General features: G+C 36.9%; 16 protein-coding genes. 12 read left to right on the top strand and 4 right to left on the bottom strand.

Going from position 1 to position 16,548, the window contains the following annotated elements; all coding sequences use genetic code 11:
* Positions 1-8: 8 nt before the first annotated feature.
* On the bottom strand, positions 9-1,007 hold the full coding sequence (gene hmdB / locus MBBTH_RS08030) for a 5,10-methenyltetrahydromethanopterin hydrogenase cofactor biosynthesis protein HmdB (protein ID WP_116592529.1): 999 nt from the start codon (positions 1,005-1,007) through the stop codon (positions 9-11).
* Positions 1,008-1,132: 125 nt separating this feature from the next.
* Entirely contained in the window at positions 1,133-2,146 is a 1,014-nt protein-coding gene (hmd, locus tag MBBTH_RS08025; protein ID WP_116592597.1) for a 5,10-methenyltetrahydromethanopterin hydrogenase, read from the bottom strand.
* Positions 2,147-2,588: 442 nt separating this feature from the next.
* On the opposite strand from hmd, the gene hmdC reads away from it, so the two are divergent.
* From hmdC to MBBTH_RS08000, 5 genes are all read left to right on the top strand, one after another.
* Positions 2,589-4,085 carry a 5,10-methenyltetrahydromethanopterin hydrogenase cofactor biosynthesis protein HmdC gene (gene hmdC / locus MBBTH_RS08020; protein WP_116592528.1) on the top strand — a complete coding sequence of 499 codons (1,497 nt, stop codon included), beginning with the start codon at positions 2,589-2,591 and terminating at the stop codon, positions 4,083-4,085.
* Between the two features lie 459 nt (positions 4,086-4,544).
* Complete coding sequence (locus MBBTH_RS08015; protein WP_116592527.1) at positions 4,545-4,895, top strand: pilus assembly protein; 351 nt, start codon at positions 4,545-4,547, stop codon at positions 4,893-4,895.
* Between the two features lie 18 nt (positions 4,896-4,913).
* Positions 4,914-5,927 carry a molybdopterin-dependent oxidoreductase gene (locus MBBTH_RS08010; protein ID WP_116592526.1) on the top strand — a complete coding sequence of 338 codons (1,014 nt, stop codon included), beginning with the start codon at positions 4,914-4,916 and terminating at the stop codon, positions 5,925-5,927.
* 10 nt (positions 5,928-5,937) lie between these two features.
* Positions 5,938-7,077, top strand: a complete 1,140-nt coding sequence (locus tag MBBTH_RS08005) for a Coenzyme F420 hydrogenase/dehydrogenase, beta subunit C-terminal domain (RefSeq protein WP_116592525.1) — start codon at positions 5,938-5,940, stop codon at positions 7,075-7,077.
* A 9-nt stretch (positions 7,078-7,086) separates the two neighbouring features.
* Entirely contained in the window at positions 7,087-7,491 is a 405-nt protein-coding gene (locus tag MBBTH_RS08000) for a hydrogenase iron-sulfur subunit (protein ID WP_116592524.1), read from the top strand.
* A 1,071-nt stretch (positions 7,492-8,562) separates the two neighbouring features.
* Here MBBTH_RS08000 and MBBTH_RS07995 read toward each other — a convergent pair.
* Complete coding sequence (locus MBBTH_RS07995) at positions 8,563-10,341, bottom strand: ribosome biogenesis/translation initiation ATPase RLI (protein ID WP_116592523.1); 1,779 nt, start codon at positions 10,339-10,341, stop codon at positions 8,563-8,565.
* A gap of 209 nt (positions 10,342-10,550) precedes the next feature.
* Between MBBTH_RS07995 and MBBTH_RS11015 the strand changes: the two genes are divergently transcribed.
* The 7 genes from MBBTH_RS11015 (at position 10,551) to MBBTH_RS07960 (ending at position 15,622) form a co-directional block, all read left to right on the top strand.
* Positions 10,551-11,099 (top strand): hypothetical protein, encoded by a 549-nt coding sequence (locus MBBTH_RS11015; RefSeq protein WP_207773356.1) that lies wholly within the window; start codon positions 10,551-10,553, stop codon positions 11,097-11,099.
* A 162-nt stretch (positions 11,100-11,261) separates the two neighbouring features.
* Positions 11,262-11,600 carry an aminoacyl-tRNA hydrolase gene (gene pth2, locus MBBTH_RS07985; protein WP_116592522.1) on the top strand — a complete coding sequence of 113 codons (339 nt, stop codon included), beginning with the start codon at positions 11,262-11,264 and terminating at the stop codon, positions 11,598-11,600.
* 45 nt (positions 11,601-11,645) lie between these two features.
* Positions 11,646-12,314 carry an amino acid kinase family protein gene (locus MBBTH_RS07980; RefSeq protein WP_243409772.1) on the top strand — a complete coding sequence of 223 codons (669 nt, stop codon included), beginning with the start codon at positions 11,646-11,648 and terminating at the stop codon, positions 12,312-12,314.
* 1 nt (position 12,315) lies between these two features.
* Positions 12,316-12,477, top strand: a complete 162-nt coding sequence (locus tag MBBTH_RS07975) for a zinc finger domain-containing protein (RefSeq protein ID WP_116592521.1) — start codon at positions 12,316-12,318, stop codon at positions 12,475-12,477.
* A gap of 20 nt (positions 12,478-12,497) precedes the next feature.
* Positions 12,498-12,767, top strand: a complete 270-nt coding sequence (locus MBBTH_RS07970; protein ID WP_116592520.1) for an elongation factor 1-beta — start codon at positions 12,498-12,500, stop codon at positions 12,765-12,767.
* 127 nt (positions 12,768-12,894) lie between these two features.
* Positions 12,895-14,190, top strand: a complete 1,296-nt coding sequence (locus MBBTH_RS07965; protein WP_207773355.1) for a dicarboxylate/amino acid:cation symporter — start codon at positions 12,895-12,897, stop codon at positions 14,188-14,190.
* Between the two features lie 712 nt (positions 14,191-14,902).
* A complete protein-coding gene (locus MBBTH_RS07960; protein ID WP_116592519.1) occupies positions 14,903-15,622 on the top strand; it encodes a DUF4012 domain-containing protein in 720 nt (239 codons plus the stop codon).
* 10 nt (positions 15,623-15,632) lie between these two features.
* Here MBBTH_RS07960 and MBBTH_RS07955 read toward each other — a convergent pair whose 3' ends face one another.
* Entirely contained in the window at positions 15,633-16,544 is a 912-nt protein-coding gene (locus MBBTH_RS07955; protein WP_116592518.1) for a type II secretion system F family protein, read from the bottom strand.
* Between the last annotated feature and the right edge of the window lie 4 nt (positions 16,545-16,548).

The following is a 16,548-nucleotide window of genomic DNA, read 5'->3' as shown; positions in this document are numbered from 1 at the left end:
AATAAGGATTAAATAGTTTGAGGTATCAAATCTAATTTTTCAATAACGTTAACAACTTCTGAGTAATTGCCGTAATTTGGAGATCCCACTCCCTTAACCTCATGAGGGTAATTGTCGGCTATGACTGTTGCCAAGTTGTTTGCTCCTGCCCTGAGTGAAAATTCCACATTTTCAGGGCCGACTGTTGGGGTAGGCATGGTGATTGTGATTGAAGGATACATTATGCGTGTAACTGCAACCATTTTCAGCTGTTCTTTTAGTGGAAATGGTGGCCAGTCTGCCATAGGGGTTCCTTCATATGGATTGAAGCCCATTATTGGAATTTCCTCCAATGTACTGAAGTTAGATAGGTATCGTAAATGTCTGATTCTGTCTTCCTTGCTTTCGCCAAGTCCCAAAAGCAATCCTGAAGACAGGCCAACTCCGGCTTCACTCACTCTTTTGCAGGTCAGTATTCTTTGGTCCAGTGAATCACCGGGTTTTCTTTGATAGAAGACATCCTCATTTATTGTTTCAAGGTTGCAGCAAATTGTGTCCGCACCCAAATCCGCTAAATCTTGCACTGATTTTTCTGTCAGGTCTCCGCCAACATTAACAAGAATTTCCAGATTGGAGTTTCCTTTAACGATTTTACATGCATTGACTGCCTGTTTTCCTTTATATCCATATCCTCCGGAACAGCTTACGCGGGGGATATGTGCCTCTTCGATAGATTTAACAGCCATTAATATTTCGTCATTTGATTTGTAAAAGGCATTATAATATCCTTTTTCGGAGGTTTCTTCTGCAAATCCACAATATTCGCATCTAGGTTGAATTTGACATTTATTTGTAAGATGGACTGTAGATGTTAATTTGATTACTTTTGATTGACTGTCCCTTATATCGCAAGCTACTTTGAATAATTTTTCCAAATCTTCATCATCATCGATATTCAACAATTCTAAAAATTCATCATCGCTTAATTCTTTTCCTTCTCTTGCTTTATTTAAAATTTTATCAATCATATAACATCTAACTCTCAATTTTTTTTATTGAATGGTTTCAACTTATTTTTTAATGGCTAATTTCTCAACAATTAAAAAATAAGTTAAAAATTGTTGGTGTTAAACCAACAATCAACTTATTGTGTTTATTCGTCTTTGCCTAAGTAATCGAGTATGGTAGGTACGATTTCTGCTAAGGAACCGAAGTTCATTGAGTCAGCGGTACCTAATAATGCAGCTGGGTTTAAAGCATCGTCCATTTTGTCGATACCTTCATTTTGCATTAATGCGGTTACATTAGTTAAAGCTTCGTTTGCCATCATTTGTGCAAATCCAGCAGGAGCACCTAAAATTTGAGTAACTGTGTCTCTGTATGCTAAAAGACCTGCGTAGGTAATAGCGGTAACTGCTGAACACATGTCACATACTGGACCAACCATGTTTGCAGGTAAGGTAAAAGCGGATCCTCTTGCTTTTTGACCTAAGTCTACTAAAGTGTCAATTGCAGCTTGGTCAGCGAAACCTTCAGCAATGTATACTTGTCCTTTCATTTCAGGTACAGCACCTGGGTGGTAGGAAGCTACGTTTACGTTTTTACCTAAGTCTTCGAAGATTTTGTTTAATCCCGGAGTTGGAATGGTACATGCGTGGGTTACGATTGCACCGTCTTTAATGTCATCAGCGAAGTTTTTGATGATGTCAGGTTGCATACCTCCTTCTGGTAACCAAGTCATTACCCAGTCAGCGTCTGCTACTGCTTCTGAATCATCGTTAATACATTTCATACCTAAGTCTTCAGGGTGAGTAAAGTGAATAGCACCTTTAGCTGGTTTTGGTACGGTTTCAGCTAATTCGTTTACTTTTGCTCTGATAGCAGGCATTACTTCTTCTGGATTTCCTGCTTTGTGTGCTGCAATTACTTCTGCGTAATCGAAGTCATCTACTACTACAAAGTCTCCGTCAAAAATTGGGTCGGATACGACTACTTCATCTACGCCAGCTAATTCTAATAATTCTGCACCCATTTCGATTGTTGAGTGGGTCATAGAAATGTTTTCTTTTCCGGTTGCTTCTGCAACTTCACAAGCTCTTGAGAAGTTGGTAATTCCACTTGCAGCGTGTGTTCTGTAACATCCTGCTCCTAAAATTGCTACTTTCATTTTTTTGTCTCCTTTCTTATCATGGTTTCCAAATCTTTCTTTTAATTTAGAAAGTACCATTTTTTTGTCTCCTTATTTTAATGAACTTTTATTAATAGCCGAAACTATTTAAAAAGTTTTACTGCATGGAGACTCAAAGAGCAGAACTCATTGAGTATTAAAAATTATGGTAGTTTTATTCCATGCAGTAATAAATTATATTTAAAAGATAGTACTATTTAAAACTTGTTATTACTCTTTTTTTAGTATTATTTTTTGCTATGTTTTTTTATTTTTAGTAATACTGTTATTACTATTAGTTTATTTTAATTAAAATTAGTAATACTTTTTATTTTATAATAAAATCATTTTCAAAGTGTTTTAGGTTTGCCTAAATCGAAACTTATTTATTGAAGATTTCACTGAAAATATATTAGAAAAACTAATTTTTGGAGAAAATTTCATGTATGACTTAATAAAAAAAGCGGTTCATGACGATGAAGCTGCAATTCAAATTTCAAAAATGGGCAAGGATGTGACATCAGTTGTCGATGCAATTTCAGAACTCTCATTAGATGAAACAATGAAATTGGGTATGCAATTTAAAAGATTCCCATTAGGCTGTGATCTGACTGAAGTGGTTGCGGGAACATGTGCATCTGATTTGGAGATAATGGATTTGTTGGGCAATTGCCGTTTATCTGATATGATTGGTGCTCCAATTCACATCTGCGCTTATGCGTTTTCAGATATTGGTGAAAAGTTCGGAATGACTGGCCTTGAAGTGATGCAGAAGGTCCATGAGATTGTTGACGTTCCTCTTGATTTGGATCACTTCGGTGAGAATGGTGCAATGAGGCTTCCAAAAAATATTAGTGGCTGTGGTGGTGAATGTTATAATAAGGGTCCGGCATTCACTGAATGCCCTAGAGGAAGGATTCATGAGCGCCTAATTGACAAGGAATTGGAGCAAAAGGATGATAAGGAGGAATGGGTCAAGTTATCATCATCCGTTGCAGTTAACGTTACATGCGAACAGACCGGTGATGGGCATGCTGCGCCGTTAAGGGAAGCCGAAGACATTGCTCAGCTGGCCAAGAAATATGGCAGGGGTCTGGAATCCATCATGTTTGTCGGAGACGGTTATGATGAGGTCATAACAGGCTTTGAAAAGTCCATTGAAATAGGTGCAGATGTTATTGTGGTTGAAGGAGGTCCATTTAACAGATGTGAAAACACCACCGAAGCGTTTGCAAAAACCATTGCCGCCGCAAGAATATTGTCTCCAGGTAAGGTTGTGGCAACCAACGGAGCATATGAACATGAGGTCCGGGCAGGCTTAAGGACAGGCTTGAACATGGTGATTACAGGATTTCCAAAAAATCACCATGGATACATGTGCGGATATGAACCTGGAACTGCCAGGAGAGGCAAATTCGGACTTCCAAGAATCATCCAAATCATTAATGAGGAATTCCCCAACAGGGGGCTCCCTGTTCAGAAACATGATTTGTTGTCCTTGGCAACTGCTGTTAAGATTGCCGGACCGGATTATGTCTATCCAAGAAAAATCGGTTCATACCATGTTGGTGATGCCCATTGGGCAACACTGGTCAATTCAAGAATGTATCAGAATATCCAACTGAAACATACTTTGGCAGATATTGTCGAATTGGCGGACGGAAATACCATAGCCCTGCATGGTGGAAGGTTTATTTCATGGGTAATTGCAAATGAATTGGATAGTCACGTTGATGAAATCATAATCTCTGATGTTGACGATTGGGTGTTGAAAAATACTGTGGATAATCTTCAAAGTGCTTTAGATGCCACAATCATCGCTGAAAAGGACGACAAAGTTGCGGCCGATGGGGCGGACTTTTCAATAGCGTCATCAACAATGATTCCTGTTAAGGAAAGCATTTTGAAAAAGGTGCCTAATGCATTGACTATCGTTTAGATAATAATTTTTTATAAAAAAGTATGTTTTAGAGTAGTATTATTTTTATAAAAAGTATTACTATTTTTATCTTTATACTTTTAATTATATTTTTCATCTTAAATTTAATTTAAACGATTATTTTCAAAAATTAGTTTTAATTTTTTCTTTATTTTATTTGAATAGTTATATTATTCATTTTTTTTGATTTTTATGGGATTTGGGGGATTTTCCAAATTATTATTTTTTCCTGTAAACTTGCTTAAAATATGTTTTTCATTGAATAAACTTGTCGTTATTGTTTATTTATTTATTAAGTAATTGTATTTTCTTAATTACCTTAAAAACTTCCAATTTACAGAGTAATACTTTAATAATATTTATATGGTTATTACTACTCACTACTACATAGATTATTTTAATTAATTTATTAATTTGAATAATTTGGAGATTATTTTAATAATAATTGGAGAGAGTAGTGTGGAGATTACTGTAGAAAAAATAGCAATGATTAGAGAGGATTACAATCCTAAAAATACGAATTTAAATTTGGATATTGATTGGTCAGTCGAATATACAAGCACTGATCAGAGGGATGTAAACTATAATATTGTTTTAAGGTCTGCGGAATATCTAAATTTAAATTTTAAGGTTGAAGGATTGATCAGGTTGGACGTTTTTGAAGAGTTCCTCCAGGAGGAGTGTTCCCAAATTGTTTTCCATCATGCATGCACCATGTTGATGAATATGATTTCATTAACCAGGCAATCAAGTTATGAGCTATTTAAAGATGAGGTTAATTCTGCAGTAAATCTTAATGCTGCTTTTTAGAAAATTTGGTGATGAATTATGTTTGAAATTAAACACACATTATGCCCTTCATGCAGTGTTGGTTGCGGCATAAATGTGATTTTAGATGGTGAAGAAATTGTTGGGACATTTCCATATAAGAGACATCCTGTTAACGCTGGGAAAAACTGTTTGAATGGAAGAAATTCAATAGACAATCATAAAAGCAAATTTGAAGATGTTGATTTGGATAAAGCAATTGCAGATGCTTCAAATGAAATTAAATCCATTAATGCATCAGACGTATCTGTAATCTGTTCTGGAAATGATAATGTTGAGGAGATTGAAGCGATTAAAGAGTTTGCAGAATCTAATGGATTTAAGATTGGATTTTATGCAGATGACTTGAAAAATTTTGAGGATGTTGCTTCCTATGATGAGATTGCCGGCGCAGACAAAGTGTTTGCAATTGGTGATTTGTTGTATGAAAATCCATTGATTGGAAGAAGAATTGTTCATGCAAAGCAAAATGGAGCAAAAATATACGCTTTGAGTAAAAATGAGAATGCAGTCACATTCAATATTGCTGACGAAACCTCAAATTCATCAGTTCAGGAATTTTTAGATGCATTCATCGATGAAATTGATGACTCTTCAGTTGTCGTGTTCAATTATGTTGATGCAGCTGAGGATTTGGATAAACTGGAATCCTTGAATTCTAAAGTCTTGCCTGTTTTCAGTAAACCAAATACAAAAGGCGCATTGAATATCATCGATCCAAAATCCAGTGAGGAAATGGAGGAACTGTTTGATGAAAGCAAATTGCTATTGGTATTTAATGAAGATGTAGTTGAAGAGTTTGATTATGATTTTACCAAAATCTCTAAAATCATAAGTTTTGCCTGCTGCGAAAATGAGACAACAAAAATTGCAGATATTGTCGTCCCTGTTAAATCATGGTTAGAGCAAGGCGGATCTTTTGTCAATGCAATGGGTGAAGTGCAAAATTTCAATTCAGTTGTCGAATCTGATAATCTTGGCATTGTCGAAGTTATCGAGGAGTTAAACAAATAGAGGGGATAATATGAGTCATGTTTTAGCGAAATCTCAAAATAATGAAATTCTTGAAGCGGGCGAATGTGGAGGGGCTGTAACCAGCATCCTTAAATATTTGCTTGATGAGGAATTGGTTGATGGTGTTTTGGCATTAAGTCCTCAGGATGATGTTTATGACGCTTTTCCAGTTTTCATCACTGCTTCAGATGATTTATTGAAAACTGCAGGGTCTTACCACTGTGCTCCAACAATGATAGGGGACCTTGTTCAAAAATATTTCACCGGTAAAAAGGTTGCTTTCACAGTCAAGCCATGTGACATGAGGGCTGTTGAGGAGCTTATCACAAGGCATAAGATTGATAAGGACAACATTTACATGATTGGTTTGAACTGTGGAGGTACTGTATCACCGGTCAGCGGTAGGGAAATGATTGACCTGTTCTACGAAGCCGACCCTGATGATGTCGTAAGCGAAGAGATTGACAAGGGTCAATTCATCATCGAGCTTGCTGACGGATCAGAAGAATCAGTGAAAATCCATGACCTTGAAGAGAAGGGTTACGGACGCCGTAACAACTGCCAAAGATGTGACGTGAAAATCCCTAGAAAGGCTAATATCGCCTGTGGAAATTGGGGTGCCGAAGACGGTTGGACATTCATAGAAATCAATGATGAAAAGGGCCAGGAACTCATAGATGGTGCTAAAAAAGCAGGAATCCTTGACACCAAATCACCTTCTGATGCGGCTGTTGAGGGAAGGTCAAAGGTTGAAAACATCATGATTAAGATGGCTAAAAAGAATCAGGACGCTAATTATCCATTAGTTAGTGAAATGGACGAGTGGAGCCGTTGCATCAGCTGTTATGCATGTCGCGATGTTTGCCCTATATGTTGGTGCTTTGAAAACTGTGAGTTGAACAAGCCTTACTTCAAGGATGAATCCAACATTCCACCGGTCCCAATCGCTTTTCAGGGTGTCAGATTGTCCCATATGAGTTTCAGCTGTGTGGACTGTGGCCAATGTGATGACGTATGTCCGATGGACATTCCTGTTTCATTAATTTTCGATAAATTGCAGAAGAAATACTTTGCTAGAACTGGTTATGTAGCTGGAGTTTCAGATGACATCAAACCTCCATTATACAGTCCAGAAAAAACAGAATTATGAGGTGATTCGATGTCTGATGATTTAAAAATTGTAGGTTTATTATGTAATTGGTGTTGTTATGGTGGTGCGGATACTGCAGGAACTGCTCGTATGCAATATTCACCAAACATCAGAATCATTCGTGTAATGTGCTCTGGAAGAATCAATCCTTCAATGGTTTTCAAAGCATTTCAGGAAGGTGCTGATGGAGTATTTGTAGGCGGATGCCATATTGGTGACTGCCATTATGATGCGGGAAACTACAAATGGTCTAGAAGATCAAAGATTGTTGAGGATATTCTTGAAGAGTTTGGAATTGAAAAGGAAAGGTTCCGTCATGAATGGATTTCAGCGTCTGAAGGTGAGAAATTCCAAAGAACAATGGAAGAATTTCATAAAACTCTCTTAAAATTGGGGCCATTAGAGCTAAAATAGAGTTAAAAAAAATAGTCGAGCCATATTTATGATTGTAAATAGCTATTTCAGCTATTTACTTTCACCTATTAGTTGTTTTTCTAAGATTAGTGGGATGATCACTAATGTTAGAAAAATAGTTAAAATAGAGAATATTTCGACTGTTTTTCAATTAATTATCTTTATGTTGATAAATTCATCATTAGCCGAGCAATATTGGTTGTTGGCATAACCAACCGGTATTGCTTATTTTCTCCATCAATGTAGGATAATTAATAACAAAAAGGAGATTTATATAAACATATATAGGTTTCTTTCACTGTCTACAATAGCTATTAAAGCAATCTCTCCTCCTGTCTTTAATAGCTATTTTTTTTAAATATCTCTTCTGTCAATAATACTTTTTTATAAAAAAATATTATGTATTGTAGTATTATTTTTATAAAAAGTAATACTTTTTTTATTTCATTATTTTGACAAATTTATATCTGTTTAATTAGCGAAAATCAATTAATTTTGCTAAATAATTTTTATGGTGGTATATTTCATTAATTTAGATATTTTTATCATTTATTTTCCGGTATAACTCAGTTTTCATAATTTTCGTGTTTATTATTTTTTTCGAGTAAGGGATGAAAAAAGGTTATTTTAACATGATTGAAGTTCTGGTTTATTTTTAATTCATTTAAATGATTTTAATTTATTAATTTTTAATTTAAGGGTTAATCCAATGAGTAATACTTTAATAACATTTATATGGTTATTACTAGTTAGTATAGTATAGATTATCAAATTACCTCGTTTGATAATTAATATGTCCATACCTCAATTTAAATTAGACATATATAAATGTAAATAGCTGTCACGGCTATTTACACTCTATCTTAATTGTCTTTGTAAGATTATTGTGCAAGCAGTGATCTTACAAAGATAGTTAAAACATCTTTTTAATTATCTTGGAAAGTCATTTGTATCTTTAAATAATTTGTTTTTTGTTTTGAGGATGAATTATTTAAAATTTGATCGTTATTAAAGCTTCTCTCCTCTGCTTTAATAACTCTTTTTTTTAATTAATGGTGATGGGCAATATGTCTAATCAGACAGGTAATAATATTCTCCTTTTTCCTTTTGCTCACGGTCTTTGTAACTGTCAAGCTTGTTGACCCTTGGCCTTTTGGTTTCCTTGTCTCTTCTGAATGTAATGTTTAAGTTTCCTAAAAACTCGTTCATTGCATTCCTTAAATCGGTAGGCTTTGAAGCATGACCGTTCAAACCAGGAGTACCATTGAACACCATTGCCCTATCGGAGATATAATCGATAAATACGATATCGTGGTCAACGATAAGTGATGCGGCGTTTCTGCTTTCAATCATTTTACGGATGACCCTGGCGGCTATCAGCCTTTGCTCAACATCCAGGAATGCTGTAGGCTCGTCGAAAAGATATATTTCGGCTTCTTTGGATAATGTTGCGGCTATCGCCAATCTTTGAAGCTCACCACCACTCAAACCCTTGACCGGCTTATCCAGCATCTCATCAAGTGTCAATGGTTTCATAATTTCGCTTTCAAAGATCTTTGATCCGAAACTTGGGGCGTTCATGTATAAGAAGTCACTGACGCTTCCTTCAAAGTTGGAAACGATATATTGTGGCTTGTATGCTATTGTAACTTCCTCATCAACTTCGCCTGATGTTGGCTCCTCAACTCCTGCAAGCATTTTTGCGAAGGTTGTTTTTCCAATACCGTTTGATCCGAATGCTGTGACGATTTCATCGTAGAATATTTCACCTGCATCAGCGCTAAGGCTGAATCCGTCATATTCCTTGCTTAAATCAGAATATGATGCAATCGCATCTCCTTCATCTTCAGGAGTCGGCGGTCTTATTGTGAATTCAATAGGATTTCTTCTGATTCTGACATTTTCCTCAGCCAAGAATCCGTTGATGTAAGCGTTGATTCCTAAACGAACTCCTTTTCTTCCGGACACTACACCATATCCTCCAGGCTGTCCGTATAGGATGTGGATGTTGTCGGACAATGCATCTAATGTAGCGAGGTCGTGCTCGATGACAAGTACGCTTTTGCCCTCTTCGGCAAGGGACCTGATTACCTTAACGGCATTCAGCCTTTGGGACACGTCCAGCCATGATGTCGGCTCGTCGAAGTAGTAGAAGTCCCCTTCCCTCAGGACGGTTGCGGCTATTGCAACCCTCTGGAGCTCTCCTCCACTCAGGTTTTCCATCTTACGGTCCAAAACGTTTTCCAGCTGAAGCTCTTTGGTCACGTAGTCAAGCTTGTCCCTTTCGTTTACATTGCCGAGAAGGTCTTTGACCTTTCCCTTGACGACTTTCGGAAGTTTGTCGACCATCTGTGGTTTTAATATGGTCTTGATGTTGCCTTCAGACAGGTCCTCGAAGTATTTCTGAAGTGATGATCCCTTATAGAAGTCGATAACTGCATCCCAGTTTTCAGGCTGGTTCTCGAAGTCTCCGAAGTTTGGAATAAGGCTTCCTGAAAGGATGTTCATTATTGTGGACTTACCTATACCGTTCGGCCCTAAAAGCCCAAGGACGGTTCCCTCCTCAAGGTGGGGAAGTCCGAAAAGTTCAAATTGGTTTTGGCCGAACCTGTGGATAGGTTCGCCTGCCGCTTCAGGCAAGTTTATAATTGAAATAGCATCAAATGGGCATCGGTTAGTACATATTCCGCACCCTTCACACAATTCCTCTGATATCAACGGTTTTTTAGTGTCCTCATCAATCACTATGGTGTCCTCTTCCATTCTAACGCCGGGACAGTAGTGAATGCAAAGATAATCACATTTCTTCGGTTGACATCTGTCTTTGTCTAAAATTGAAATACGTGTCATTATTATCTCCTTAAAAATATAATCATTAATGAGTTTGTTTTAACTATTAATTAATTTTTGTTGTAAAACTTCCAATTGAAAAAATTTTTTAGGTTGTTTTTTTTGCCAAATAAACAGTAACTATTTTAAATATTAACTATAAATTGTTAAATACACAATTGTCAATTTTGAATTTGAAGCAATTAAAATTCAACAATTGGGGTGATTAAATGAAAATAAGTAAAATTATGGCTATACTTTTGGTATTGTTTGTTGTAATTTCCGCTAGCGGAATGGCTTTTGCCGAAACTAGCGATGCTGGAAGTTCCGATTCTGGTGACGGAGGCGGCAGCTCTGATTCCGGTGATGGAGGCAGTTCGGATTCTGGTGACAGTGGAAGTTCTGATTCTGGAAGTAGCTCTGATTCCGGTTCCAGCTCCGATTCTGGAAGTAGTTCTGAGTCAAGTTCCAGTTCTTCTAGTTCATCTAGTTCCAGTTCTTCAGGACGTTCTTCAGGCAGTTCAGGTTACAGGTACAGCAGCTATTCTCAACCTACACAAACATACAGCTATGACTCTTCAAGCGATGCGGATTCAACAGATGGCTTAAACGTTACAAATCAGACAACTAACGTAACAAATACCACTACCAACAATACCAATGTTTCTGCAGTTCATGATCAAGGATTTAGCATAGGCCAAAACGCATACCTTATAATGCTAATTGTTGCAGCAATCATTGTAACTATAGCTATTATTGTAGTGTATTTCAAAATGTAGATAATTTGTTTGTTAAATAAAGCAAGTATGGGATGCTAAGCGTTGACTTCAAATCTTAAAGATGGATTTGGTTGCTATAGCTTCCTTTTTATTTTATTTTTATTTTTTTTAGATTATGCAAAAGCTTTTTAATACATGATTAGATATCTAATTAGTGATAGCATGAAGCAGGTAATGATAGTAAGGACAGATTTGAAGATGCGCAAGGGAAAAATCGCAGCACAATGCTGTCATGGATCTATTGGAGCGTACAAGAAATCTCCGGCGGATAAGGTCAGGAAGTGGGAAAACGAGGCATATGCCAAAGTAATCCTGAAGGTCCAGACCTTGGAGGAGCTCACTGCCTTAAAGAAAGTGGCCGATGAAAAGGGCATTGCGAATTATCTTGTAGTTGATGCCGGAAGGACCCAGATACCTACATCAAGCGTTACGGTTTTGGCGCTCGGACCTGATGAAGACGATATTATTGATGAAGTGACTGGGGATTTGAAGCTCTTATAGTCAAAGTGTTATTTTAATCAAAGCTATTTTTAATTAAACGTGGGTGTGATTATTATCATAAAACAGGTTGTAAAAATCGGGGGAAGTCTCTTTCCAAAATATGCAATTGATCTTGCCGACAGGTTGGAGAACACCGGTTCACTCATCATACTTGGCGGAGGGGAATTTGCAAACCTGATTCGCAAATACAATGATGAAATGGATTTCAGTGAAGAGACAAACCATTGGACTGCCATTGATTGCATGGACATCATAGCAAAACTTGTCAATGATAAGGTGGAATCCACAAGATTGGCCTACACTATTGATGAGGCTATGAAAATCTCAGATGAGGGTTTTACTCCAATATTTGTAGTTTCCGAATTTTTAAGGGCCGAAGACCCTTTTGAATGCAGCTGGGATGTGACTTCAGATTCCATTGCGGCATACATTGCACACCTCATAAATGCAAAGCTTTTAATAGTAACAAATGTAAATGGTATATATACCCAAGAACCAAGGGAGCCTGGTTCAACATTCATAGGTAAAATCGATGCAACAACATTACTAACTTTTCAAGAGTCATCGATTGATGTAATGTTACCGTCCCTTCTATTAGAGTTCGGGTCTGATTGTTATGTTGTGAATGGGAAGTTCCCAGAAAGGGTTATGTCTTTAATAGACGATAATATAAATGATTATAACTTCGATTACACACAAATAATAGGTGAATAAAATGAAAGAAGTAGAATGTATTTCATGTAAACAAGAAATTCCATTAACTGGACCATTCGTAGAATTCGAATGCCCAATTTGTGGAGCAAAAATTGCAAGATGTGAAAAATGCCGTACTTTCGGTCACGGTTACAAATGTGAATGTGGTTTTGAAGGACCATAAGATTAAATGGAGGAATTAGAATGGGTGAAGTATTAACAACTATGAAAATCATGCCTGACAGTCCTGATGTGGACTTAGAAGCAATCAAAGCAACCATTGAAAGTTCAATGCCTGAAGGAGCTAAACTTCATGAAATGAGCGAAGAACCAATCGCTTTTGGTTTAGTAGCTATTATCTTACAATTCATCACCGACGACGGTGAAGGCGGATCTGAACCTGTTGAAGAAATGGTTTCAGGTATTGAAGGCGTTGCCAGTTTCGAAATTACTGGCGTTGGAAGATTAATGTAAATTTTTCCAACTTTTTTTTATCTTTTTTTATTATTTTTAATGCATTTTTAAAACTTTTGGGCTTTTCGATATTTTTATATACATTTTTCATTAAATATTCTATTATAAAAATTTGCGATGTATTGCTATGATCGAAAGACTTAGAAAAATTAGTTTGGGTAACTGGATTTTAATTGGAATGATTCTAGGTTGCCTGTTTGGTTTATTTTTAAACTTCTATGTTTCAGATTCTTTCATCAAGCAAATCATATTCATTGACAACATTTTCTATTTGGGCGGGGACTGTTTCATTAAGCTGATGAAGATGCTTGTCGTTCCTCTTGTTTTCTGCTCCATTGTCGTTGGAGTGGCATCAATATCTGATGTAAGAAAAATAGGTTCCATTGGTGGGACAACAATTATTTTTTATCTCATTACAACAGCAGTAGCAGTTACAATAGCTCTTTTAATAGCCATGGCAATAAAACCTGGTGTCGGCTTGAATTTGGCTGGCGTTGCAACTTCGGCCAACGTAACGGTTAACCAGACAGTGCCTGATGCAATCCTGAATATGATTCCGGACAATCCTATCGCCTCATTGGCCACTGGGGACATGTTGCCGGTTATTATATTCGGAGTGTTGCTGGGAATCATTCTTGCCAAACTGAGGGAAGAGACACAACTGGTCAACGACATGTTTTCCCAAGGCAATTTGATCATGATGGAAATGACTTCAATAGTTATGAAATTCGCACCTATCGGTGTTTTCTGTCTTATGGCCAGGACATTTGCCGGATTAGGCTTTGAGGGAATTATTCCTCTTGGAAAATATGTGATGTGTGTTATTGTGGCTTTGGTGGTGCAGGCTTTTGTCGTTTATCCGATGTTGCTTGTCGTTTTCACCAGGCTGAATCCAATCAAGTTCTTCAGGAGATTCTTTTCAGTCATGCTTTTCGCATTTTCATCTTCCACTTCAAATGCGACAATTCCATTGAACATGGAGAAATTGTCAGAGATGGGGGTTTCCCGTGACGTATCCTCTTTCACAATTCCTTTGGGAGCTACAATCAACATGGATGGAACTTCAATCATGCAGGGATGTGCGGTTATGTTCGCCGCTCAGGCTTATGGTATGGATTTGGGCATTTCAGCTCTTATCACTGTTGTTTTCACAGCGGTCATGGCATCCGTAGGTACCGCTGGCGTTCCTTCAGTGGGATTGGTCACATTGAATATGGTATTTTCATCCGTAGGATTGCCGGTTGATGCGATTGCGATTATCATGGGAATAGATCACATTTTAGACATGATCCGTACTGCCGTTAATGTAACAGGTGACGCTATTTGTACCATAATTGTTTCATTTAGAAATAATGAATTGGATCGTGATGTGTTTAACGGCAAGAAAGAGCCGGAAAATTTGGATGTCATTGACATTTTCTAGTTTTGCTCAAAACATTTAAATACTATGTCATATTACTATTATATAACACGTGTTAACTTGAAAAATTCATGGTAAAAATTTAGGTTCACCTAAAAATTCGAAACCTTTATATACTATGAAAAACTACTTTTATACAAGTGAGCTAAAATTTAGGCATGCCTAAATTTCACTTAAACAAAACATATTATTAGTCAATAATAATACAATCTCCAAAATATAATATGTATTAAATTAGTTTCCACAATTTTCTAATTTAATACCAGGAAAATTATCTGCCAAATTTTCCGAAAACTAGTTGGTGTTTAACTCTCCTCAAACTAAACACCAATATTATCTATTTTTTCAATTTTTTCATGATCAACATTTTTAATTCAAAACATTAAATTTAGGCATACCTAAAAATTTAGAAACCTTTATATACTATGTCGGATAACATTAATATTAAGTGATAAAAATTAGGTCTACCTAAAAATCTAATTTTTAATTGCTTGCATGGTTTTTCGAAAACCATGTCACTACACTCCGATTATTTATTAAATTAGTTTAACTCTCTTTTCTAATTTAATAAAAAGCATATAACTACTCTCACGAAATTAAATATGTTCATCATATTTAATTTCACCTATTAAATTTCTTTTTTTAAAAATATTTATACAATGACTTCAAAATATTTACTTGCTTTAAAAATAATTAATTGACGTAGGTAATTATTATGAATAGAACAAAAAGACTCATTGTTGCAATATTGATTGTCCTTATTATTGGATTAATTGCAATAATTGCAGGTGCGCTATTCATTGGGCACGATACTGACCTGGTAAAGGGAGAAAAGAACATTTTGGTATGTGCCATTGATGAAGGGGAAGACAGGCCAGGTATGGGAGCCTGTGACATGGCATTCATCATCCATTTGAAGGATGGAACCATTAGGAATTACACTCCTATATATCCTGGAGGATTGACACATCCGACAGCTGCAGAACCAATGGAGGCTCAAGAGCAAGGTGCAGGATCCTCATTGCTATTGCATGACGCATTTTGGGATGCGGATAATGAACAAGGAATGCAGCTTGCAAAGGAAATCGTTGAATATCAAACAAACAATTCAATCAATTCAGTTGTAGCCATTAACAGTGAGGCATTGGATGCAATACTCTCCGCAGCGGGACAACTGGAAATTGATGGGCAGCTCACAAATGCCAGCGGTATCGACATCATCCGTGAAGAGGATTGGGGAAATGGAGTTTCCCGTGGAGATGCAGTAATAGATGTCGTTAAGGCGGCAGCAACAGCAGCTTCCAGTAATCCGGCAACTAAATCAGCAATGATTAATGCCGCACTTGACCAATACTCAAAAGGAAATATTATAATGGATCAGCAAGGAGCATTTGTTGAATTGCTGGCTTCAAAAGGGTTTGAATCATTTTTCTAAACAAACCCTTTCAAATTTTAGGCTCTAATTTTTTTATGAACAGTCCCATGAACACCACGATTAATGGGAAGAATATTGTATATATTACAAATAACAGTTCTGAGGATATGATGTCGCCCATGACGGTTGAACCGGCCATAAGCATAATCAAACTGATTACAGGGGCTAAAATGGCAATGAAAGTATAAATCAAGATAAATGAATTCAGCTTTTGGGAATATTCCTTTAGCCTGATTTGCATGTCAAATGAAATGTCCTGCGCAATGATTTCCAGACTGTTGGCCAGGTTGCCGCCAACCCTTAATGTACTGATGATTTGATAGGTTGCACGGGTCAATCCTTCCGAATTCACCCTATGCGCCATCTCAAGAAGGGAATCCTCTGTGGACTTGCCGAATTTGACTTCCTCAAGAACCCTGTTCAACTCTTTTGAAAGAGAACCGTAGTCGGCGTTCTTGATTGTAATCAGTGCATCATGCAGTCCCTTGCCGGATTTCAATTCAATTCCCATATGCCTTAATGCATAGGGCAGTCCCTGATTCAGGTCGGAGTAGCCTCTCTGCTCCTTTATTTTGGGATATGACAAAATGAAAATGTAGGCCATTATTGTGATTACAAAATACATTCCCACCAGTTCGAAACTGCAGAAAATCATCAAAATTACTCCAAGTAGGATAAGCAGAGCCATTATTCGCCTATCCACCATATATTTGAGCAGTTCATCACGAATGTGATCGAATCCGGTTTCACTTTTACTCAATGTTTGGGGCTCGACGTATATGTTCAGTTTGGAAAAGATTTCGGTGTCAATGTATCCGCTTTCATTCTTTTCGATTCTGACTTTGTCAAAGGACAGATTCTTGAGGAAATCGACAATAGATAGGGCAATGCTGCCAATCAATATGAAAAAGTCTGCAAACATTTCA

This window comes from Methanobrevibacter thaueri (assembly GCF_003111625.1).
Lineage (GTDB): Archaea > Methanobacteriota > Methanobacteria > Methanobacteriales > Methanobacteriaceae > Methanocatella > Methanocatella thaueri.
The sequence above is the reverse complement of the archived record's forward strand: the minus strand, read 5'-3'. Positions and strand labels throughout refer to the sequence as shown.